Source organism: Arthrobacter sp. M4, assembly GCF_020251205.1.
Lineage (GTDB): Bacteria > Actinomycetota > Actinomycetes > Actinomycetales > Micrococcaceae > Arthrobacter.
The window spans coordinates 55,716-77,071 of record NZ_JAIWYX010000007.1 but is presented as its reverse complement, the minus strand read 5'-3'; the positions used below and the strand labels follow the sequence as shown (position 1 = coordinate 77,071).

20 protein-coding genes are annotated in these 21,356 nt (G+C 63.4%); 8 read left to right on the top strand and 12 right to left on the bottom strand.

The features are described from left to right. The first annotated feature begins 1 nt into the window (after nt 1). Nucleotides 2-1,645, top strand: a complete 1,644-nt coding sequence (locus tag LD110_RS13470) for a DNA repair helicase XPB (protein WP_225499339.1) — start codon at nt 2-4, stop codon at nt 1,643-1,645. Here LD110_RS13470 and LD110_RS13465 read toward each other — a convergent pair. Further along, nucleotides 1,642-2,586, bottom strand: a complete 945-nt coding sequence (locus LD110_RS13465) for a LysR family transcriptional regulator ArgP (RefSeq protein ID WP_225499338.1) — start codon at nt 2,584-2,586, stop codon at nt 1,642-1,644. The genes LD110_RS13470 and LD110_RS13465 overlap by 4 nt on opposite strands. Nucleotides 2,587-2,655: 69 nt before the next feature. Here LD110_RS13465 and LD110_RS13460 point away from each other — a divergent pair, with 69 nt between their 5' ends. The 4 genes from LD110_RS13460 to LD110_RS13445 all read left to right on the top strand — a co-directional run bounded on the left by LD110_RS13460 (nt 2,656) and on the right by LD110_RS13445 (nt 6,206). Further along, entirely contained in the window at nt 2,656-3,411 is a 756-nt protein-coding gene (locus tag LD110_RS13460; protein ID WP_225499337.1) for a LysE/ArgO family amino acid transporter, read from the top strand. 67 nt (nt 3,412-3,478) lie between these two features. Beyond that, nucleotides 3,479-4,189, top strand: coding sequence for a response regulator transcription factor (locus LD110_RS13455; protein ID WP_225499336.1), 711 nt, complete (start codon nt 3,479-3,481; stop codon nt 4,187-4,189). 2 nt (nt 4,190-4,191) lie between these two features. Continuing rightward, on the top strand, nt 4,192-5,733 hold the full coding sequence (locus LD110_RS13450; RefSeq protein ID WP_225499335.1) for an ATP-binding protein: 1,542 nt from the start codon (nt 4,192-4,194) through the stop codon (nt 5,731-5,733). A gap of 182 nt (nt 5,734-5,915) precedes the next feature. Next, complete coding sequence (locus LD110_RS13445) at nt 5,916-6,206, top strand: WXG100 family type VII secretion target (RefSeq protein ID WP_225499334.1); 291 nt, start codon at nt 5,916-5,918, stop codon at nt 6,204-6,206. 90 nt (nt 6,207-6,296) lie between these two features. On the opposite strand, the gene LD110_RS13440 is transcribed toward LD110_RS13445, so the two are convergent. From LD110_RS13440 to LD110_RS13415, 6 genes are all read right to left on the bottom strand, one after another. After that, on the bottom strand, nt 6,297-7,463 hold the full coding sequence (locus LD110_RS13440; RefSeq protein WP_225499333.1) for a ribonuclease HI family protein: 1,167 nt from the start codon (nt 7,461-7,463) through the stop codon (nt 6,297-6,299). A 148-nt stretch (nt 7,464-7,611) separates the two neighbouring features. Then, nucleotides 7,612-9,240 carry a chaperonin GroEL gene (gene groL / locus LD110_RS13435; protein ID WP_225499332.1) on the bottom strand — a complete coding sequence of 543 codons (1,629 nt, stop codon included), beginning with the start codon at nt 9,238-9,240 and terminating at the stop codon, nt 7,612-7,614. A 310-nt stretch (nt 9,241-9,550) separates the two neighbouring features. Beyond that, nucleotides 9,551-10,696, bottom strand: a complete 1,146-nt coding sequence (locus tag LD110_RS13430; protein ID WP_308012438.1) for an ABC transporter substrate-binding protein — start codon at nt 10,694-10,696, stop codon at nt 9,551-9,553. Between the two features lie 176 nt (nt 10,697-10,872). Further along, nucleotides 10,873-11,076: a cold-shock protein gene (locus LD110_RS13425; RefSeq protein WP_225499558.1), complete on the bottom strand. Its 204-nt coding sequence runs from the start codon at nt 11,074-11,076 to the stop codon at nt 10,873-10,875. 160 nt (nt 11,077-11,236) lie between these two features. Continuing rightward, nucleotides 11,237-11,860, bottom strand: coding sequence for a LytR C-terminal domain-containing protein (locus tag LD110_RS13420; protein ID WP_225499330.1), 624 nt, complete (start codon nt 11,858-11,860; stop codon nt 11,237-11,239). 49 nt (nt 11,861-11,909) lie between these two features. Further along, on the bottom strand, nt 11,910-12,197 hold the full coding sequence (locus tag LD110_RS13415) for a DUF3263 domain-containing protein (protein ID WP_225499557.1): 288 nt from the start codon (nt 12,195-12,197) through the stop codon (nt 11,910-11,912). Nucleotides 12,198-12,455: 258 nt separating this feature from the next. Between LD110_RS13415 and LD110_RS13410 the strand changes: the two genes are divergently transcribed. After that, entirely contained in the window at nt 12,456-13,226 is a 771-nt protein-coding gene (locus tag LD110_RS13410; protein ID WP_225499329.1) for a uracil-DNA glycosylase, read from the top strand. Nucleotides 13,227-13,240: 14 nt separating this feature from the next. After that, a complete protein-coding gene (locus LD110_RS13405; RefSeq protein ID WP_225499328.1) occupies nt 13,241-14,080 on the top strand; it encodes a siderophore-interacting protein in 840 nt (279 codons plus the stop codon). A 22-nt stretch (nt 14,081-14,102) separates the two neighbouring features. Here the strand turns inward: LD110_RS13405 and LD110_RS13400 are convergent, their stop codons facing one another. Both LD110_RS13400 and LD110_RS13395 read right to left on the bottom strand, forming a co-directional pair. After that, nucleotides 14,103-15,596 carry a threonine/serine exporter ThrE family protein gene (locus LD110_RS13400; protein ID WP_225499327.1) on the bottom strand — a complete coding sequence of 498 codons (1,494 nt, stop codon included), beginning with the start codon at nt 15,594-15,596 and terminating at the stop codon, nt 14,103-14,105. A 28-nt stretch (nt 15,597-15,624) separates the two neighbouring features. Continuing rightward, complete coding sequence (locus LD110_RS13395; protein WP_225499326.1) at nt 15,625-16,698, bottom strand: peptidoglycan bridge formation glycyltransferase FemA/FemB family protein; 1,074 nt, start codon at nt 16,696-16,698, stop codon at nt 15,625-15,627. Nucleotides 16,699-16,854: 156 nt separating this feature from the next. Between LD110_RS13395 and LD110_RS13390 the strand changes: the two genes are divergently transcribed. Next, complete coding sequence (locus LD110_RS13390; RefSeq protein WP_225499325.1) at nt 16,855-17,676, top strand: DNA/RNA non-specific endonuclease; 822 nt, start codon at nt 16,855-16,857, stop codon at nt 17,674-17,676. A 79-nt stretch (nt 17,677-17,755) separates the two neighbouring features. Here the strand turns inward: LD110_RS13390 and LD110_RS13385 are convergent, their stop codons facing one another. The 3 genes from LD110_RS13385 to gcvH form a co-directional block, all read right to left on the bottom strand. After that, nucleotides 17,756-19,210, bottom strand: coding sequence for an L-serine ammonia-lyase (locus LD110_RS13385; RefSeq protein WP_225499324.1), 1,455 nt, complete (start codon nt 19,208-19,210; stop codon nt 17,756-17,758). A 165-nt stretch (nt 19,211-19,375) separates the two neighbouring features. Continuing rightward, entirely contained in the window at nt 19,376-20,698 is a 1,323-nt protein-coding gene (gene glyA / locus LD110_RS13380; protein ID WP_308012437.1) for a serine hydroxymethyltransferase, read from the bottom strand. Then, the gene (gene gcvH, locus LD110_RS13375) at nt 20,695-21,078 is read right to left on the bottom strand and encodes a glycine cleavage system protein GcvH (RefSeq protein ID WP_225499323.1); all 384 of its coding nucleotides are present in this window, start codon (nt 21,076-21,078) and stop codon (nt 20,695-20,697) included. Before gcvH ends, glyA begins: the two co-directional genes overlap by 4 nt. Between the last annotated feature and the right edge of the window lie 278 nt (nt 21,079-21,356).

Below are 21,356 nucleotides of genomic sequence, written 5' to 3'. Positions count from 1 at the left end.
AGTGACCGACGGTCCTTTAATCGTTCAAAGCGACAAGACCATCCTCCTGGAGGTCGAGCACAAGCTGGCCACAGAGGCTAGGCACGCGATCGCCGCCTTCGCGGAACTGGAGCGCGCCCCGGAACATGTTCACACCTACCGTTTGACGCCCCTGGGCCTATGGAACGCACGGGCGGCCGGGCTGGATGCGGAGCGGGTCCTGGACACACTGCTCCGCTACTCGCGCTTTCCCGTACCGCATTCCTTGCTCATCGACATTGAAGAAACAATGTCCCGCTACGGCCGGCTGCGGCTGGAGAAAGACCCCCGGCACGGCCTGGTGATGAGAACGGACGACTACCCCGTGTTGGAAGAGGTCATCCACGCCAAGAAAATCGAGCCGCTCCTTGGTCCACGCATCGACGGCGAGACCGTAGTTGTCCATTCTTCCCAACGGGGCCAGTTGAAGCAGTTGCTGCTCAAGCTGGGCTGGCCGGCAGAGGACCTGGCCGGTTACGTGGATGGGACGCCGCATCCGATCATGCTCCACGAAGAAGGGTGGCATCTGCGCCCCTACCAAAAGCTGGCCGCGGAAAACTTCTGGGCCGGCGGCAGCGGCGTCGTCGTTCTCCCATGTGGTGCCGGCAAGACGTTGGTGGGCGCGGCGGCGATGGCGACGAGCTCCACCACCACGCTGATCCTGGTGACCAATACGGTCGCCGCCCGGCAATGGAAGGACGAACTGCTCAAGCGGACGTCCCTCACAGAGCAGGAGATCGGCGAGTACTCCGGGCAGGTCAAGGAGGTCCGGCCCGTCACGATCGCCACGTACCAGGTGCTCACCACCAAGCGGGGTGGGCTCTACCCCCACCTGGAACTCGTAGACGGGCACGACTGGGGACTCATCATTTACGACGAAGTCCATCTGCTGCCGGCCCCGATCTTCCGGATGACGGCCGACTTGCAGGCCCGCCGCCGACTGGGGCTCACCGCAACGCTGGTTCGCGAGGACGGACGCGAAGGTGAGGTGTTCAGCCTGATCGGGCCCAAACGGTATGACGCACCTTGGAAGGACATCGAGGCACAGGGGTACATTGCACCTGCGGATTGCGTGGAGGTGCGCGTTGACCTGCCGAACGACGAGCGCGTGGCTTACGCCATGGCTGACGACGCAGACAAATATCGCCTGTGCTCCACCACGGAAACCAAAACCGCGCTTGTTGAGGAGATCGTGTCGCTTCACCGCGGCGAGCAATTGCTGGTGATCGGCCAATACATCGACCAACTCGACGAGATCGGCGAGCGTCTGGACGCCCCCGTCATCAAGGGCGACACCTCAGTCCGCCTTAGGCAAAAGCTCTTTAACCAGTTCCGTGCGGGCGAGGTCAAGACGCTGGTGGTCTCCAAGGTGGCAAATTTCTCCATTGACCTTCCTGAGGCCTCGGTGGCCATTCAGGTGTCCGGCTCATTCGGCTCCCGACAGGAAGAGGCACAAAGGCTAGGCCGACTGCTGCGACCGAAGCAGGATGGCCGCGCCGCGAGGTTCTACTCCCTGGTTGCCAGGGACACCTTGGACCAGGAGTTCGCCGCCAAGCGGCAGCGCTTCCTGGCGGAACAGGGCTACGCCTACAGGATCATGGACGCCAAGGACGTGGCCAAGGGCTAACCGTGAAGATGCTTTGAAGCTGTTTCCCTGACAGTTGCGCTCACCAAGTCCAGCAGCGGTGACTGGATCTTCCAGCGCTGCCAGTACAGCGCGACGTCGAAGGGGTCGTTTGGGGCCAACTCCACCAGGGTGCCTTCCGCAAGGTCGGGGCCGCAGTGTGCTTCCGGAACCAGGCCCCAGCCAAGACCCAGGCGGATGGCCTGGGCAAAGTCCATCGCGGCAGGAACGTAGTGCCGGGGGCCCAGCGGCGGTCTGTCCTGCGATGCCTTCTTCCGCGCTGTCTCCTTCACGAACAACGTTTCAACAAATCGCCACTGATACGAGTCCTTCCGGTCAAAGTCGACGGCGGGCGCCGCGTTGAGCGCCTTTGCGGCGACCGTTCCGCCGTCGTCGAGTTGCGGGAGCCAGCGGGCAACGAACGCCGGCGACGCCACTGCCCGATACCGCATCTGGCCAAGCGGCTCCACGCGGCATCCCTGCACCGGCTCCGGAGTGGCGGTGACCGCAGCCATGACCGTCCCGGAGCGCAACATGTCCGTTGAATGCTGCTCGTCGTCACGGTGGAGTTCGAAGGTGACCTGAAGGTCCGGCGGAACGTGGGCCAGGGCCTGCAGGAACCAGACAGCCAGCGAGTCGGCATTGACTCCAAGTGGCATGGCGACATGTTGGGACCCCTGTCCGGAAATCCCCAGTTCCCGTCCGGCGTCATCCTCGAGCAAGGCCAACTGCCGGGCGAGCCGCAAAATCACCTGTCCAGCTGGCGTCGCCTCCGTAGGGTTGCTGCGTTGCAGCAGCACCTGGCCGGCCCGCTCCTCCAGCGCTTTGAGCCGCTGGGAAACGGCCGACGGCGTGACGTGCAGCCGGCGGGCAGCCGCCTCTAGCGTGCCCTCACCCAAGACTGCGGCGAAGGTCTCCAGTTGTTCGGATGAGAAGCGAGGCATAAGAACAGCTTAATCATCCTTAGAATATTTAGCTGGTCTGTTGCGTCGCTTGACCATAGCGTCGAATACATGCAGTTTGTTCAATTCCTCCAGGCCGCGGGCACAGGGCTCGCGGCCGGTCTCGCCCTCATTGTTGTGATCGGGGCCCAGAACGCGTTTGTCCTGCGTCAGGGAATCCTCGGCAAGCACGTTGTGCCAATTGTGTTGGTGTGCGCACTTTCGGACGCCTTGCTGATTGCTGCCGGGGTTGTTGGCATGGGCGCGGTGGTCGAGTCGGCGCCCATTGTGGTGGTTGTCCTCAGGTATCTGGGCGCAGCTTTCCTCCTTTGCTACGGATTTATGGCGGCACGGCGGGTGTTCACAAGCAGGCACTTGGTGACTGAGCTCGATCAGGTGCCTGCCGCCGTCGAGCACGCCACCGCCACCGGCGGCAGCGCCCAACGTTCCGCGCTAGCCGGCGGCGGGTCCCCGACGGTAACCGTCGTGGCAAAAGCCGCTCTCGTCGTCGAGCACCCGGCTGGTACAGCAGCAACTAAGGCGTGTGCCGTCGTCGCGACCGCTCTGGTCTTCACCTGGCTTAACCCGCACGTTTACCTGGACACGGTGGTGTTGCTGGGGTCCTTGGCGGCTGAGCAGGGACCGGGCATGCAGTGGGCTTTCGGTGCCGGTGCCATGGTGGCAAGTTCACTGTGGTTTTCGGCTCTGGGCTTCGGCGCCCGGTTGCTGCGGGGTGTCTTTGCGCGCCCGGCCTCCTGGCGCATCCTGGACGTGCTCATAGCAGCGACCATGACAGCCCTCGCGCTTAGCATGGCCCTCGGATCCTAGCCCAGCGTGAGGATACTCCCAACAAGCATCCAGACAACTCCCAGTATCTGGGAGCATCATGGATGCCATGAAGAAGAACGGCCCCGAAGCAAAGCTCCTTGTGGTTGATGACGAACCGAACATCCGCGAGTTGCTTTCCACGTCCCTCCGGTTTGCAGGCTTTGAGGTAGTGGCGGCGGCGAATGGCCGCGATGCCCTTGCCGCAGCCGACCAGCATTCGCCGGATCTGGCCGTCCTGGACGTTATGCTGCCGGACATGGACGGCTTCACCGTGACACGGCGGCTCCGAGCCGCCGGGAAGCACTTCCCGGTCCTGTTCCTAACGGCCAAGGACGACACGGAGGACAAGGTCACCGGCCTCACGGTGGGTGGAGACGACTACGTCACCAAGCCCTTCAGCCTGGACGAGGTTGTGGCCCGCATTCGCGCCGTGCTGCGTCGGACGCAACCTCTGGAGGACGACGACGCGGTCATCCGCGTTGACGACCTGGAGCTTGACGACGACGCACACGAGGTTCGCCGCGGCGGCACCGTCATCGACCTCTCCCCCACAGAGTTCAAGCTGTTGCGCTACCTCATGCTCAACCCCAACCGGGTTCTTTCCAAGGCGCAGATCCTGGACCATGTGTGGGAGTACGACTTCAACGGGGATGCGTCTATTGTGGAGTCCTACATTTCGTACCTCCGCCGCAAGGTGGAGATCGATCCCGATTCCACGCCGCTGATCCAAACTAAGCGCGGCGTTGGCTACGTCTTGCGAACGGCCGAAAAGCGTTAATCTTGCTAAACCGTTGGAAGTCGGCCTCCCTGAGGTCACAGCTCGTCGCCATCATGATGGGGCTGCTTTTGGTTGCCCTCACGGCGACGGGAGCTGGAACGCTCACACTGGTTCGCAGCTTCCTCCAGGGCCAGGTGGATGACAAACTCCGAGGTGCGGTCCAACTCGCCCAGCGGCAGCAATCTTTTGACAAGCTTCAGGAGCCAAACCCGGCCGTCCCCACGGATTATTCGCTGATTCTGTATCGCTCCGGCCAAGCCCCGTATGTTTTCGGCGGCAGCAAGACCGACAGGCCGGCCCTCACCAGCGTTTCCCCCTCCGAGGCCAGAATCCGGGACCTTGAACCATTCCAGGTCAAGGGCACCGACAACGCAAATTGGCGTGTTGTTGCCGTCAACGTGGTGGACAGCAATGACAACCAGGCCGTGGTGCTTGTAGGGCTTCCCCTGTCCCCCGTGGACAAGGTCATGGAACACGCCACGTTTGTTGTGGTGGGAGTGGGCCTGCTGACGCTGATCTTGGCGTTCTTCATAGCCACCTGGACCGTCGCCAGGTCCTTTAGGCCGCTGGGCAGGGTGGAGAAAACCGCTGCCGCGATCGCCGCCGGCGACCTGTCCCGCCGTGTTGAAATCGAGAATGAGGCAACTGAGGTGGGACGGCTAGCTAGTTCGCTCAATGCGATGCTCGCCCATATCGAAGCCTCCTTCGCAGCCCGCGCCGCTTCCGAAGCCCGCATGCGTCGCTTTGCCGCCGACGCCTCGCACGAATTGCGCACTCCGCTGGTGACCATCCGGGGATTCTCCGAGCTCTACCGGCACGGCGCGCTGCCCACCGAAGAGGACGTTGCGACGGCCATGGGACGGATCGAGAGCGAGGCCAAGCGCATGGGGTCCATGGTGGAAGACTTGTTGTTGCTCGCCCGCCTCGATGAGCAGCGGCCGCTCCAGCTCAAGCCCGTCGACTTGCAACTGCTTGCCCATGACGCCGTGGTGGACTCGCAGGCAACGGCATCTGGGCGTCGGATCACGCTGTGCGGCTTGGACGGCCCCAAGGCGTCACCGGCGCCGGTCCACGGCGATGAGGCCAAGCTAAGGCAAGTCTTGGGCAACCTTGTGGGCAACGCCTTGCGCTACACGCCTGAAGGGACGCCGATCGAGATCGCCGTTGGTGTCCGCGGTGCCGGGCCGGCCGCGATGTCCGTTATGGAGATCAGGGACCACGGACAGGGCATCCCGGCTGATGAGGCCCCCCGGATCTTCGAGCGTTTCTACCGTGCAGACACCTCCCGCACACGGGATACGGGCGGCAGCGGACTCGGCCTTGCCATTGTGGCCGCCATTGTCGGTTCACACCACGGACACGTTCGGGTTGAAGCCACCGACGGCGGCGGCGCGACTTTGGTGGTCAGCCTGCCTTATCGTCCCGAACCGCCAGCCCCCGAGGCCGAGGACTCCGTGGGCCGCTCCGCGGACAGCTCTGACCGAGGCACCGGTTCTTCGGAAGGCACTGAATACCGCCAGTCTGACGCCGCACGACGCAACTGAGCAACTGAGCAACAGGGCAACTAAGCCACTGAGCCACAAGGGCCACTAGGCTTTCCACTTAGTCCGGCTTCTCCACATACGGCACACGGAGCAGTGTCCTGCCTCGCGTGCCCTCCTAGCCTCGAACTGTGGCCATAGCGGCCCCGCCGCGCAACGCGGCCAAATCTCAGGAGAGGCAAACCATGAGCATCATTTCCGTCGACACAGAACTGCTCCAGCTCAAATCCACGCAAATCCGCTCAACGGTGGAGCGCATTGGCGCCGATGTCCAGGCCATGAAGCACGGTCTGGACGAACTGCAGGCCACGTGGAAGGGTTCTGCCGCAACCAACTTCCAGGCCCTGATTACTGAATGGACAGCAACTCAGAACAAGGTGGAGGCGTCCCTCGCGTCGATTAACGCCGCGCTCGACTCCGCCGCTACCAGTTACCTCCAGACGGAGCAGGGGAACACCCAGCGCTTCACATATTGAGGAACCAACAGCGGTATGCTTCAGGCCGGGCCGGGGCCACGGAAAGGCCGAGGCCACGGAAAGGCCAAGGCCGGTGCCGGTCTGGACGGCCTACAGCTTTTCCGGGGTTCCTTGGTGGAAGCGCAGGCGCCAATGGCCGCCGTCGAGGATCCACAGGGAGCTTCGAAGGCTGGTGCCGGACCGGGAGTAGCTCCGATAGTTCAGGAGAATGGCGTTCTCACCTATCCGGTCCGCTCCCAGCAGTTCCAGGTCCCGCGTCTCGCCTGGATCCTCCACGAGGGCCATCATCATGGCGTCCCGAGTCCACAGCCGTCCGGACGCACCGATTTCGGTGAAATCCGGATGGAGGAGAACACCGGTCCGGCCAGGGTCGGCGCGGACGTCGGCCCGAAGGAGTTCCCGCTCAAGTTCGACCACAATGTCCTCGGCTGGCCGTTCGCGCACGGCGGGTTGCTCGGATTCAAGAACGCTGAACAGATCAGGCTCTTCGTCGTTGCGTGGCTCGGATTCGGTGCCGGTCGGCCCAAAGAGCTCGAGCTGGTCCACCTCGGACATCTCGTCCTCCACAAGGGCGAAATTGTCCCTGGCGGAGCGGCGCGTGTCCGTAGTAGCTACAAGGGTTGAACCGGCACCTTCGGAGTAACCTGCGCCCTGCCCGGTAACCGTGGCGTGGCCCACGCGGGCGGCGTTGCCGGTGCCTGCGTTAGCGCCCGGGCTGGCGGCAGCCAGGTTGATTTCCTGTCCTGCGACGGCACCAGCCGAGGATGCTGCCGCCCTGGTGGCCGCCGTGGACCCAATAAAGCCGGGCCCTGTGGGCGCAGCTGTCCCCTGCTGGTAGGCCGTGGCCACGGCCCGCGCACGCTCGTCAGCGGCTTCGTTCAAGTCGTGGCCGGCGTGGCCCTTAACCCAGGTGAAGGCGTAGCGGCGGCCAACAAGCTCCCGGTCAATGTCTTTAAGGAGCTCAACGTTCAGCACAGGCTTCCCGTCGGCCTTGCGCCATCCCTTGCGCTTCCACCCGGGCATCCATTTGGTGATGCAGTTGATGACGTATTGGCTGTCGCAGAGAATCTGCAGGTCTTCGTGAGGTAAATGCGCCGTCTGCCGCAGCAGGTCCAGCACCGCCATCAGCTCGCCTTGGTTGTTGGTTCCATGAGGCCACCCCCCGGCGCGCCAATTGGAGTCGTCAACATACCAAGCCCAGCCCGCAGGACCAGGATTGCCCAGGGCGGAACCGTCGGCAGCAGCAACAATCGTCATAATTCCATCCTGCCAGACACGACCGACACTCAAGCCAGCTCGGATGGCCCGTCCGACCGTTGTTAACGCCGACGGCGGCCCCCGCCCCTTCAACGAAGAGGCGGGGACCGCCGTCGAACTTTATGGCTGGTTGGTCAGCGAGGGGGGCTTAGAAGCCGCCCATGCCGCCCATGTCCTCGGCGCCCGGGCCGGCCGGAGCGGCCTTCTCCGGCTTGTCAGCCACAACAGCCTCGGTGGTCAGGAACAGACCGGCGATGGAAGCGGCGTTCTGCAGGGCAGAGCGGGTCACCTTGACCGGGTCGTTGACACCTGCAGCCAGCAGGTCCTCGTAAACACCGGTGGCGGCGTTCAGTCCGTGGCCGGAAGGCAGTCCACGGACCTTGTCCACAACAACGCCGGGCTCGAGGCCAGCGTTGAAGGCGATCTGCTTCAGCGGGGCGTCGATGGCAACCTTGACGATGTTGGCACCGGTAGCTTCGTCACCGATCAGGTTCAGGTTGGCGAATGCCTTGGCACCGGACTGGATCAGGGCAACGCCACCACCGGCGACGATGCCTTCCTCAACAGCAGCCTTAGCGTTGCGGACAGCGTCCTCGATGCGGTGCTTGCGCTCCTTGAGCTCAACCTCGGTAGCGGCGCCGGCCTTGATGACCGCAACACCGCCAGCCAGCTTGGCCAGGCGCTCCTGCAGCTTCTCACGGTCGTAGTCGGAGTCGGAGTTCTCGATCTCGGCGCGGATCTGGGATACGCGGCCGGCGATCTGGTCCGGGTCACCGGCACCTTCGACGATGGTGGTCTCGTCCTTGGTCACAACAACCTTGCGGGCCTTGCCCAGCAGTTCGAGGGTTGCGTTTTCCAGCTTGAGGCCAACTTCCTCGGCGATGACCTGGCCACCGGTCAGGATGGCGATGTCGGCGAGCTGGGCCTTGCGGCGGTCACCGAAGCCCGGAGCCTTGACGGCGACGGACTTGAACGTGCCGCGGATCTTGTTGACGATCAGGGTGGCCAGGGCCTCGCCCTCGATGTCTTCGGCGATGATCAGCAGCGGCTTGTTGGACTGCATGACCTTCTCCAGGACCGCAACGAGTTCCTTCACGTTGGAGATCTTGGAGTTGACAATCAGGATGTACGGGTCTTCGAGGACCGTCTCCTGGCGCTCTGCGTCGGTGACGAAGTACGCGGAGATGTAGCCCTTGTCGAAGCGCATACCTTCAGTGAGCTCGAGTTCGAGGCCAAAGGTGTTGGACTCTTCGACGGTGATGACGCCTTCCTTGCCCACCTTGTCGAGGGCTTCGGCGATCAGTTCACCGATCTGGGTGTCACCGGCAGAGATGGACGCCGTGGCAGCGATCTCTTCCTTGGTCTCGATTTCCTTGGCGGAAGCCAGCAGCTCGGTGGTAACGGCGTCAACGGCCTTCTCGATGCCGCGCTTCAGGGACAGCGGGTCAGCGCCGGCAGCAACGTTGCGGAGGCCTTCCTTGACCAGCGCCTGGGCCAGAACGGTTGCCGTGGTGGTACCGTCACCGGCGACGTCGTCGGTCTTCTTGGCAACTTCCTTGACCAGCTCGGCGCCGATCTTCTCGTAAGGATCGTCCAGCTCGATCTCCTTGGCGATGGACACACCATCGTTGGTGATCGTCGGGGCGCCCCACTTCTTCTCGAGGACGACGTTGCGTCCACGCGGGCCGAGGGTGACCTTGACGGCGTCAGCGAGGGTGTTCAGGCCCCGCTCGAGGCCGCGGCGTGCCTCTTCATCAAATGCAATGATCTTGGCCATAACGGCGGTAGTCCTTTCGGGACAGTCGATAAGAAGGTTCCTGGTGCCTTGGTGCCCGCGACGGACGGTTCGAAGCGTACGGCCTCTGTATGCCGCAGCCCCGCACCTCACCTTGGCAAGGTTGTTCTTGCCCCCGGGAGTGCTGTACATCGCCCGGAGTCCGATGCAGCACCGGCGGTCGATTAGCAGTCCACCCTTGGGAGTGCTAAGTCAATAATTAGCACTCACTAGGGTCGAGTGCAAGCAGAAAGCTCATGCACCATTCCCTGCCGCAGGGGGATTCGCTCCCAGCGAAGCGGGATCAGGCAAATTAGCCGTTCTTGCCGACCGATCGAGTGCCCGTTAGCGAGGCCTTGTTGTCGCCTGCGTAGGTAAACACCATGTAGCTGGCGGACGTGATGTCGCCATGATCATCGAAGTTGATAGGTCCGGATTGTCCCTCGTAGTCAGGAGTCCCGCCCGAAGACAGGACCGACAGGCACTCCTTGTAGGTGGCGCACGCGGTTCGCGGCGACTGTGGGCTGGTGCCTGCTACGGCTTGGTTCACCGAACCGCCGGAAATCGTGGTGAGCCACGCCGCGATGGAGGAACCGGCGTCGTCCTGCGCGGCGGCAGCGGCAATCGCGGCAAGATTCACGGCGTCGTAGGTTTCCGCCGCGAACGTCATGTCCTTGAGGCCCGGGTCGATAGCCACCAGCCGGTTCTGGAAGTCGGCCGACGGGAAAACGCCCGGCATCACGCCCCGGGCGCCATTAAGCGCCCCGGAGCCCAACTCGGCACCGTACTGGCGGACTGCACCGTCGCTCAGCAGGATCTTTGAGCCGGACAGCCCTGCGTTGTTTAGCTCGGCCAGGGCACCTTGGGCGCCTTGGCGTGCCACCAGCACCACGGCATCTGGTGTGGCGGCCTTGACCCGGTCCACGGCAGCTGTTGCCTTCCCCGGCGTGAATTCGACGTCGGCAACCGTCTCAGCCCCGGCTCCGGCCAACGCGGACTTTGTGGCTCCGCCAACGTCCTTGCCGTAACTTCCTCCCTCGCGGAGGATCGCGATCCGCTTGGCCCCCGAAGAACCGGCGAGGGCGGCCAGCACGCCTCCCTGCGCCACATCAGAAGCTGCTGTACGGAAGTAAAAGCCGGCGCTGTTATAGCTGCTCAGCCCCGCGGCGGTGTTGGCGGGCGAAATGACGGCTATTTTCGCCCGGGCCAGGACGTCGACGGCGGCAGGCGCCCGGCTGGAGTCGGTTGGCCCGATCACAACGTCCGCCTTGGCGTCCACCAGAGCTCTCGCCTGCGCGGCGGTGTCCTGGCTGAGCGTGGACGGCAGCAGCTCAACGTTCCGGCCCTTGTGTCCGCCCGCAGCATTGACCTCCTGTATGGCCAGCCGGGCGGCGGCAATTTGCGCGGCGTTGAGGAACGTGCCGGAACCTGTGTTGTCCAGAATGAGTCCGACACGCAAAGTCGCGTCCCCTTCGGCGCCCGCCCCGTTAACGCGGACGTTGCCGGACGGCGCGGAGCACGCAGATAACAAAAGGGCTGACGCAAGAAAAAGGCACGCTGCGTTTACGGTGCCACGAAGGTGCGCATCCTTCCCACGGCACGGTAGGGCCCGCGTCCTTCCGGCCGGTAGGCGCACTACGCTATCCGGACGCTTTCTGCCTGCTGGCCCTTTTGTCCTTCGCCGATTTCGAACTCGACGCGCTGGCCTTCTTCCAGCGCACGGTAACCGTCCATTTGGATGGCCGACCAGTGAACGAAGACATCGTCACCCGTGCCGTCCACCGTGATAAAGCCGTAGCCCTTCTCAGCGTTGAACCATTTGACGGTCCCCAAAGCCATAATGCCCACACTTTCAGCTTGCATAGTCCGGCGCCCGGGTTATTCCGGACCGGATGCAATTACTGTAACCACACTCACCGCCGACGGGCGCCGCTCGGCGCTGAAACATCTGCCAATAGTTATTCAGGCGTAACCGGACCCCTGAAGGCCCGGCCAGTGCTCAGCGGTAGCCCGGGCCCACGAGCACAACAAGGGGCTGCTGGAAGTCCGTGGAGTCCACCAGGGTGGCAATTCCAAGGAGTTTTGACAGGGCCTCTGCATTGGCCTTCTGTGCGGTGCCGCGGTAGAAAATCACGGATGCCGTCTGCGGCGCTCCGCCCCAGTTACCCACGATTCCCAAGGGCCATCCCCCGCCCTGGACCTGGGTCGCCACCTTTGCCGCCAAGCCGCCCGTGGTGGTCCCGTTGTAGACGGAAACCACGGCGGTCTTATCGACGGCGGAGCTTGGCGTTGGCGTGGGTGTTGCGCTGGGGCTTGCGGTCGGATCGGTGGTTGCCGACTGCTGGGAAGGAGTTGGCGTTGCAGAGGTCGTGGCCGCTGGCGCTTCGCCGCCTTCCTGCTTCTGCGCACTCTGCGTGGAGACGCTCGTGCCCGAGCCGACCGGGGTAAATCCGAGCTTCGGGAGCACTAGGAAACACACCAGCCCAACCGCAAGCGCAACGATGCCAGTGGCAAGGATCGGAACCAGCGACCGTCGCGGTGTATCCGTGGGGGCACGGTGAACGCCCTGGCGCGACGAGTTCTGCGGAACACGGTCGAATTCATCCCGGGCATATCTGGTCATAGTGAAGCGAAGTCCTTGCTATGGTGATGCGGCCCGCAGGGCCCTGCTGTCAGGCGTCGGCGCCCAGCCGTCGCGCGGTGCGCGCCCGCTGGCGTGACGTACGTAGTCTACGCAATCTCTTCACAAGCATTGGATCGTGCGCCAGTGCTTCCGGGGTGTCGATCAAGGCATTGAGGATCTGGTAGTAGTGCGTCGCGGAAAGATCGAAAAGCTCCCGAATAGCCTGTTCTTTTGCCCCCGCGTATTTCCACCACTGCCGTTCGAGTGCCAAAATGCGCTGGTCCCGTTCCCCTAGCTGGGAATCGGACCGAACACTGGCGCCCAAGTCCAGCGCCAAAGCACCGTCCTCACCGTCATTCGCCGATTTGTTGGGGCCAGACCGATCCACGGCCACATTATTTGGGGCCACATCCTGTGCCATTTGGTCTGCTGCTGCATGCGGCACGGCACGCACTCCTTCAACGATTGATTGTGCTTCTTCAAAGCCGACGGTCCTTTTATGCTACGGATGAATAACAGCTATGTCATTTGGCCGCGCCCAGTTTTGGACGGTCCTTCCCTCACTCCCCTCCCCACACTCGGGGACAATGGAAACGTGCATAGGGAAGAAACGCTTTTCGATATCAGCACCACCAGCGACGATGCCCAGGCGTTGGCCACAATGGCGACTGCTCCCCTGACGGACCTCGTGGCGAACGACTGGGCCGAGGCCTTCCTCCCCGTGGAGGGCGATTTGCGCCGGGCACTCGAATTCGCGTCCCATCAGGCACTTGCCGGGGTGCAGGTGCTGCCCGAGCCAGCCAACATCCTGCGCGCATTCCAGCAGCCCCTGCACCAGGTCAAGGTCCTCATCATCGGCCAGGATCCCTATCCGACGCCGGGACACGCCGTCGGGCTGTCCTTCGCTGTCTCGGCACGGACGCGGCCACTGCCGCGCAGCCTCGCTAACATCTACCGGGAACTGGAGTCCGACGTCGGACTTCCAGCCCGTGTCCACGGCGACCTGTCCGCGTGGGCGGACCAGGGCGTCCTGCTGTTGAACAGGGTCCTCACCGTCGGTTCCGGAGCTGCTGGATCCCACAAGGGGCGCGGCTGGGAAGCTGTCACAGCGGCTGCCGTGAAGGCACTAGCCGCGCGCCGGACAGCCGACGGCGGGCGGATGCCGTTGGTGGCCGTGCTGTGGGGCAAGGAAGCCGAGTCATTGCTGCCGCTCTTGGATGGGACGCCCGTCATCACCTCGGCCCATCCAAGCCCCTTGTCCGCAGCCCGCGGGTTCTTCGGCTCGAAACCTTTCAGCAGGGTCAACCAGTTGCTCGTCGAGCAGGGAGCCGAGCCCGTCATGTGGGAGCTTCCGGCCGTGGCTTAGCTTAGGCTTGCCTCATGTCCTCACTGCCTGCGGAAACCTCATCCACGCGCTCGTCGCGACCACAGACCACGCTCACGGTACTGCGGAGCGAGTGGCTTTCAGGGCACCTGATACGCATTGTGGCGGGCGGACCGGGTTTTGCCGATTTCAGGAACAACGAGTTTGTGGATCGCTACGTCAAGATCGTCTTCCCGCAGCCCGGGGTCGATTATCCGGAGCCGCTGGATGTTTGGCAGGTCAGGGACGTCCTGCCCCGCGAGCAGTGGCCCTACACGCGGACCTACACCCTGCGCTGGGTGGACGAGGCCGCGCGGGAATTGGCTATCGACTTCGTGGTCCATGGCGATGAGGGCCTGGCCGGCCCCTGGGCCGCCTCCGCACAGCCGGGCGACCAACTGATCTTCACGGGACCGGGCGGCGCCTACAACCCGGACCCCGACGCCGACTGGCACCTTTTCGCCGGAGACGACGCCGCCCTGCCGGCCATCGCTGCGGCCATTGAATCGCTGCCTGAGGACTCCAAGGGGCTGGCATTCCTGGAGGTGGACACCGAGGCGGACATCCTGGACATCAAGTCTCCTGCCGGCGTCGAACTCAAGTGGCTCATGCGGCGCGGAGTAAGCGCTGGTTCCAGCGATTTGCTGGTCTCTGCCGTGCGGGATGCCGACTGGCCGGAGGGCACCGTCCATGTGTTTGCCCACGGCGAGCGCGGGTATATGAAAGGCCTCCGCGACGTTCTTTTCAAAGAGAGGGGACTGGCACGTTCGCAGGTATCCCTGTCCGGATATTGGGCCCAAGGCCGCGTCGAGGACGTCTTCCAGGCAGAGAAGAAGCTTCCGGTCGGCCAGATCTAAACCAGTCCGGGATCTGGTGCGGCTAGCGGCGGCGGACCCGCCGTCGTTCGTTGCTCGCCAAGTTGCGCGTAAGCGGCCGGGCCAGGTTGTCGCCCAGCACGATCCCCGCCGCGACACCAAGCACGATTGCGGCCGCGTTGAGCATGCCTCCGGCGCCAAGGAGGATGTCTGTTTCCTCAACCGTCAAAACATACATGGACCGGAATATTTTGAGACCGGGCAGCAGAATCAGCGCCGCCGGAACAGCCACCACCAACTGCGGCGCCCCGAGCCTCAGGGCAACCACCCGCGCCAGTAGGCCGATCACCACGGCCGATGCCGCGGGCGACAGCCGATCTCCCAAACCCACCGCACTGGCCGCCCACAGGGCAAAGAACCCAACGAGCCCCACGGCCGCGGTGGGCATCAGGAGTTTGAGATGGGTTTGCTCCGTGACACCAATGGCCACCACTGCAATGGCGATAAGGATGGCCTGGCCCCACAGTGGATACGCGTCGGGGAATGTTTGCGTGACGTCGATCGGCTGGCTGCCGAGCCGATCGCCAAGGACAAACGCGACGCCGATGCCTGCCACAATTGCGCCGAAGGAAAGGAAAGTGGACAGGAACCGGCCTGCGGCCGTCACCGGGAAGCCGTTGATTGCGTCCTGGACGGACGACACGAGCCGTCCGGTTGGCAGGAGCAGCAGGATGCCGCCGGCAACCACGATTGAAGGTGGGATGTCGACGCCAGCCCAGCGGAGCATCAAGGCGATGAATGTCACCATAAAGGCGCAGGACGCCGTCGCGAAGAAGTCAGGGGCACGCCAGCGGCCCATCTGCCGGGCTAAGAGGCTCACCAGGATGTTTGAGGCAAAAGCGAGCCCGGACGCCATTAACCCGCCGCCCAGCACACCAACGAACACGGCCGCAAAGACACCGAACGCACAGGTGACCATCCAGCGCGGGTAGGGCTTTGAACTGCGAATGATGCCATCGAGGCGGCCGATCGCGTCGGCGCGGCTGACGCCCCCAGCCACAATGTCCGTGACGAGTTGGTGGACCTTCGCCAGGCCCGCGTAGTTATTGGTCCAGGACCTTACGACGCGGAGGAGCGTGATGGGTGGCTGGTCCCCCCTGGGCGCGTAATTGATCGCGACGGACTGGTTGGTGATGTCCACCTCGATGTGCTTGAGCCCCAGGGCGGCCGTGACGGCAATGATGCTGGTCTCGACCTCCAGGGCGCCGGCTCCGTAGCGGAACATGGTTTCTGCCATGTGCAGGGCAAAATCCATGGTCTTCCGTGCGGAAACGTCGACGCTCCCGCCCACTTGGATCATGGGATTGGCGTAGGGACTCCCGGCGAGCCTGTCCACGATGGTCATGGGCGCAGTGGGCGGATTCTCGCCCTGTACCAACCGCCGAAGCATGCGTTTGGCGCTGGCGTTGTGCCTGACCTGGGATGGCCGGAGGGGCTGCGTCTTGGGCAGCCCGTCGGTCTGCGGGCGCCCGCCTGCTGCGTCGGGTCGTTCGGTCACGACGTCGAGACTCCCTGGAGTGGTGGTGTCAGTAGAACTGCCGGCCAGTCCGGCGAGTGTACAGCTGGCGGGCGATACGCTCGCCTGCCAGCGTCCACACTTTGTATTTGAGTGGGCTCAAGACCTGGTCATAACATCCCACGAAGTCCGTCACGGTCTTGCTGAAGCTTGTCTTGAAGAGGCCTAGGCCGTGGAACGGATTGGAGGTGTCCTTGAGTTTGTCGCTGGGCGGAGTGCCGCAGAAATCGTACTCTGTGCACCCAAGTTCCTTGACCTGGTTGATAGCGGTCCACTGGACCAGGTGCGAGTCGCCGTACTGGCTGCGTTTCTGGAGGGATCCGCCGTCTTTGTATGTTCCTTTGCGTCCATAGTTAATCACGAACGCTCCGACAGAGGGGACACCGTTCTCATAAACGAAGAGCATTCTTCCCTGGCCACGCTTGATGAAGTTGGTCCAGAACTGCTCGTAGTAACCGTACTCCCGCACCCGTACCTGCGATTTGGCCTCAACTGTGGTGGTCATGAGGCCATACATGGAACGGAAGTTTTCCTCCGTGGGGTCCACGTTGTGCACCTCCACGCCCTCACGAATGGCTCGGCGCACCGCGTTCCTTCCCCGCGAGTGGAGGTTTCGAAGGAGTTGGTTTTCGTCAGGAGTGATATCCAGGAGAGCGGTGGAGTCGTTGGGTTGGAGGTTGGGGGTTTTGACCAGGCCTGTGGCTTCAATGGCCGCCCTTGTTTCCTCCGTGAGGATAATGTCCGGTTCGATCTTGATAGCGAACACACCCAGTTTTTCACGCGCCACAAAGTCCGCGTTGGCCCTAACGATGCCCGCGATGTCCGCTACGTCCGCGACGTCGGGACCCTTGATGAGGTACCAGAACTTGCCGAGGACCGGAAACGACTTTTCCAGGACGAGGTTGTAGCTGGAGTAGTCCGCGGTCTCATAAACGAGGTGCAAAGGCTTCCAACCGAAGTGCTGCTTCACCTCGGCGAAGGCCTCGGACTGAAGCAGGTTCCCGCCATTGGGGTTGGCGGTGACGTGCGCGTCCCAGTTGGCAATTTCTTCGACAGTGGCGAAACGGGCGGTGAATTGTCGCAAGGGGGCCGTGTCCAATCGATCGCATGCCTAAGCTCGGTACTGCCCGGGTGTGGCCCGGGTGCAGCCTCAAGTTTATCCACGCACCACGGTCTGACTCCGAATCGAGGCCCGCGGCCGGGTATGTAAAGTGTCGGACCGTAGTGCCATGCTGTACGCATGAGCGGGGGTTACAGTAATGACTTTTTGCGGGCTGACCTTGAGTTGCCCAGTCCATTCGAAGCAACAGTTCTTTTGGATTACACGCATTTCTCCGTGCGCTTCAACACGTCGCGGAAGCTTGCGTCGATTGTCGGCGTGAACATCAACGGGAGCCAGTTGGATCCCTTGGCGCGGGAGGGCACGTGGCACTTCGACGAGCGCATTCCCAAGGAGCAACAGGCCGGCCCTGAGGTTTACAAGAACAACGCCTTTGACCGGGGGCATCTGGTCCGGAGGCTGGATCCCGTGTGGGGTGACTCAGCTACCGCGAAGAAGGCCAACCAGGAAACATTCTCTTTCACCAATGCGGCACCACAAATCGACGACTTCAACCAGGGGAAGGAACTCTGGGTCGGGTTGGAGAACCACGTCCTGGAGCATGCTGATGCCCATGATGCCAAGATCAGCGTGTTCACCGGCCCGGTGTTCACCGACGACGATCCTCCATACCGCGGTGTAAAGGTTCCGTTGAAGTTCTGGAAAATCGCCGCTTGGACCAATAACGCCGTCCTGGGTGCCGCAGGTTTCCTGGTGGACCAGACGCCGCTCATGGGCAAAGTGGACCTTGAAAAGGTCAAAAGGGAACGCTTGCTAGCCGACGAACCACCGCCCTTGGGTCCATTTCGCACGTTCCAGGTACCGATCCGCCAACTCCAGGAACTCACCGGCATCCAAATGAACGGCCTGGTAAACGCCGACCGCCTGGCAAGGGGCATGCGAGCGCTAGGAGAGGAACCCGCCCCCATTCTCCTGGAAAGGGCTACCCAAATCAGGCTGTAGGCATTGCGGTGTATTGAAGCGATGAGGACGGCCCCGCCACCCATCGAAGGCGGGGCCGCACCCAGCGATTACGCTGTGGTTAGCATTCGACGACGTTCACGGCGAGGCCGCCCAGAGCTGTTTCCTTATATTTGTGGCTCATGTCCTTGCCCGTTTCGCGCATCGTGACGATGACTTCGTCCAGGGACACCCTGTGGCTGCCGTCGCCCCATAGCGCCATTTTCGCGGCGTTGATTGCCTTTGCCGCAGCAATGGCGTTGCGTTCGATACAGGGGATCTGCACGAGTCCGCCGATCGGGTCGCAGGTCAGGCCGAGGTTGTGTTCCATCGCGATCTCGGCGGCGTTTTCCACCTGGGCGGGAGTGCCGCCCATGACCTCGGCCAGCCCGGCCGCGGCCATCGAGGACGCGGAGCCCACCTCGCCTTGGCAGCCGACCTCGGCACCGGAGATCGAAGCCTGCTCTTTGTACAGCACCCCTACCGCAGCCGCTGCGAGGAGGAACCGCACCACAATGTCGTCGCGGTCCTGTTGGGTGGCTTTGTCCATGCCCGGCGCGAAGTGCAGCGCGTAGAACAGGACAGCCGGGATGATCCCCGCGGCCCCGTTCGTGGGGGCAGTGACCACCCTTCCGCCGGAGGCGTTCTCCTCGTTCACGGCCAGGGCGATCAGGTTTACCCACTCCTGCCAGTACGCCGGGTCGTAGTAGTCCTCGTCCTGGCTGGGGCTTTCCTTCTTGAGCCTGTCGAACCAGTCCGGCGCCCGACGGCGGACCTTGAGTCCGCCGGGCAGCAAGCCTTCACGCTTCAGGGACGTCTTGACGCAGTTGTCCATCACTGACCAGATGTGCAGGAGTCCATCGCGGATCTCCTCCTCAGATCGTGAGGCGCGTTCGTTGATGAACATAATGTCGCTGATGCCCAGGCCCTTGGAAGCGCAGCGTCCCAGCAGCTCCGCCGCGGTACGGAACGGCAACGGAAGTTCCTTCTTGGACTCGTCCAGCTCCTGCTGCGCCGCATCCTCCTCGCCTTCCCGGACGATGAACCCGCCCCCGACGGAGAAGAACGTGGCGTGGTGGAGCACCTCGCCCTCGGCATCGGACACGGCGAACTTCATGCCGTTGGTGTGCCGCGGAAGCACGGTCAACGGGTGCAGGACCATGTCCTCCACGCCGTACCGCAACGGTTTGCCGCCCTCGGAACCAGCGATAGCACCGCCGTCGGACATCACCGCGCCGGCAAGGTGAAGCACTCCGGTGTCCGCGATCGCGGCAAGCCGCTCCTCCACCTCTTCGGGGAGGATCAGCTCCGGGTGGTAGCCTTCCAGGCCCAGCAGCACTGCCGTCATTGTCCCGTGCCCCCGACCTGTCGCCGCCAAAGACCCGTACAAATCCACCCGCAGCGACGCCACGCCCTCGAGCAGGCCGGAACCACGGAGTTCATTGGCGAACACCGCTGCAGCCCGCATCGGACCCACGGTGTGTGAACTCGACGGACCTATACCAATCGAAAAAAGATCAAAAACGCCAACAGCCATTGACGATTTCCTTACTACTGCATTTGTTGGGGCCGACAGGGATGCTGCCGGTGGGCATAAGGTCCGCGGGTCGCGGACCACATGCGATTTGGCTTCGTTCGCCGGGCTGGCGCTGGTGGCGCCAGCCCGGCGTCGTAGTTTTCGCGCCGTTGTAATCCAGCCTAGCTATGCCAGGCCGGCAACGCGCGGGTAAAGCGGGTGAGCTTCAGCGAGGACTTCCACGCGAGCGCGGAGCGCGGAGAGGTCGGCGTCGGCGTCGGCCATGAGCGCTTCGGCGATGATGTCCGCGACTTCGCGGAACGCAGCCTCGCCGAAGCCGCGGGTGGCCAGTGCCGGAGTGCCGATCCTCAGACCCGACGTAACCATTGGCGGGCGCGGGTCGAACGGGACGGCGTTTCGGTTGACCGTGATGTCGATGGCAGCAAGCCGGTCTTCCGCCTGCTGCCCGTTGAGCTCGCAGTTGCGAAGGTCCACCAGCACCAGATGCACGTCGGTGCCGCCAGACACCACAGAAATGCCCTTCGCCGCCACGTCCGGCAGGGCCAGGCGCTCGGCCAGGATCCGGGCCCCGGCCAGAACGCGCTCCTGCCGCTCGCGGAACTCCTCCGACGCGGCGATCTTGAAGGCCACGGCCTTGCCCGCGATCACGTGCTCCAGCGGTCCGCCCTGCTGTCCGGGGAACACTGCCGAGTTGATCTTCTTGGCGATGTCGGCGTCGTTCGTGAGGATGATCCCGCCGCGCGGACCGGCGAGGGTCTTGTGCGTCGTGGAGGTGGTCACGTGCGCGTGCGGCACCGGCGAGGGGTGCAGGCCTGCGGCCACCAGGCCGGCGAAGTGCGCCATGTCCACCATCAGGTAGGCGCCCACGGAGTCCGCGATGCGGCGGAACTCGGCGAAGTCCAGCTGCCGGGCATACGCCGACCAGCCAGCCACGATCAGCTGCGGCTTGTGCTCCTGGGCCAGTCGCTCCACCTCTGCCATGTCGATCCGGTGGTCGTCCTCACGGACCTGGTATGGGATCACGTTGTACAGGCGGCCGGAGAAGTTGATCCGCATGCCGTGGGTCAAGTGTCCGCCGTGGGCCAGGTTCAGGCCCATGATGGTGTCGCCCGGCTTGATCAGCGCGTGCATCACGGAGGCATTGGCCTGGGCACCGGAGTGCGGCTGCACGTTCGCGAACTCCGCACCGAACAGGGCCTTCACCCGATCGATGGCGAGCTGCTCGATCACGTCAACGTGCTCGCAACCGCCGTAGTACCGCTTGCCCGGGTAGCCCTCGGCATACTTGTTGGTCAGCACCGAGCCCTGCGCCTGCATCACGGCCACCGCGGTGTGGTTCTCCGAGGCAATCATTTCGAGGCCCGAGCGCTGGCGGCGCAGTTCGTCATCGATCTTCGCCGCGATCTCGGGATCCAGCGCGGACAAGTCAGCGTCCAGGCTTGGCGACACTACCTGTTCAAACCCGGTGGTGCCTGCTGCGATGCTCACAGTTCGCCTCCGTTCTTTGACGCGTACTCCTCAGCGGAAAGCAGCGGACCGTCCGATTCTGCTGCGACCTTGAACAGCCAACCGGCACCGTACGGATCGTTGTTGATCAGCGCTGGATCGTCGACGACGGCGCCATTGACTTCCGTAACCTCGCCAGTTACCGGGGAGTACAGGTCCGAGACGGACTTGGTGGACTCAACCTCACCGCAGGTCTCCCCCGCAGTCACCGACGAGCCAACCTCCGGAAGGTCGACGTACACGATATCGCCAAGGGCATCGGTGGCGACAGCAGAAATTCCAATAGACAACTGGTTTCCACCCTCACGGGCAACCCATTCGTGTTCCTCGGAGTAAAGCAATTCAGGGGCAACTTTGGCCATGTTTCTTTTCCTTTACGTTATTTGAGTTTGCTCGAAAACTGTTTGCGGTCGCTCCCGGCCGCGAGTTTGCATGCGGTCCTTTATCGCGGCGGTCGCCTTGCGCGCCGACCGTGGTCGCCTTTACGCGGCGGGTCGCGAGTTCCTCCGCGTGCTCGGTCGCGAAAACGCCCGCTGAGCGGACGTGACGCTCCCTTAGACGCACGCTTCCGGAACCCGCTTTTCCCGCCGCTAGAGGTCAAGTACCGCCAGCACACGCCATCCGCCTCTAGAAAACGTTC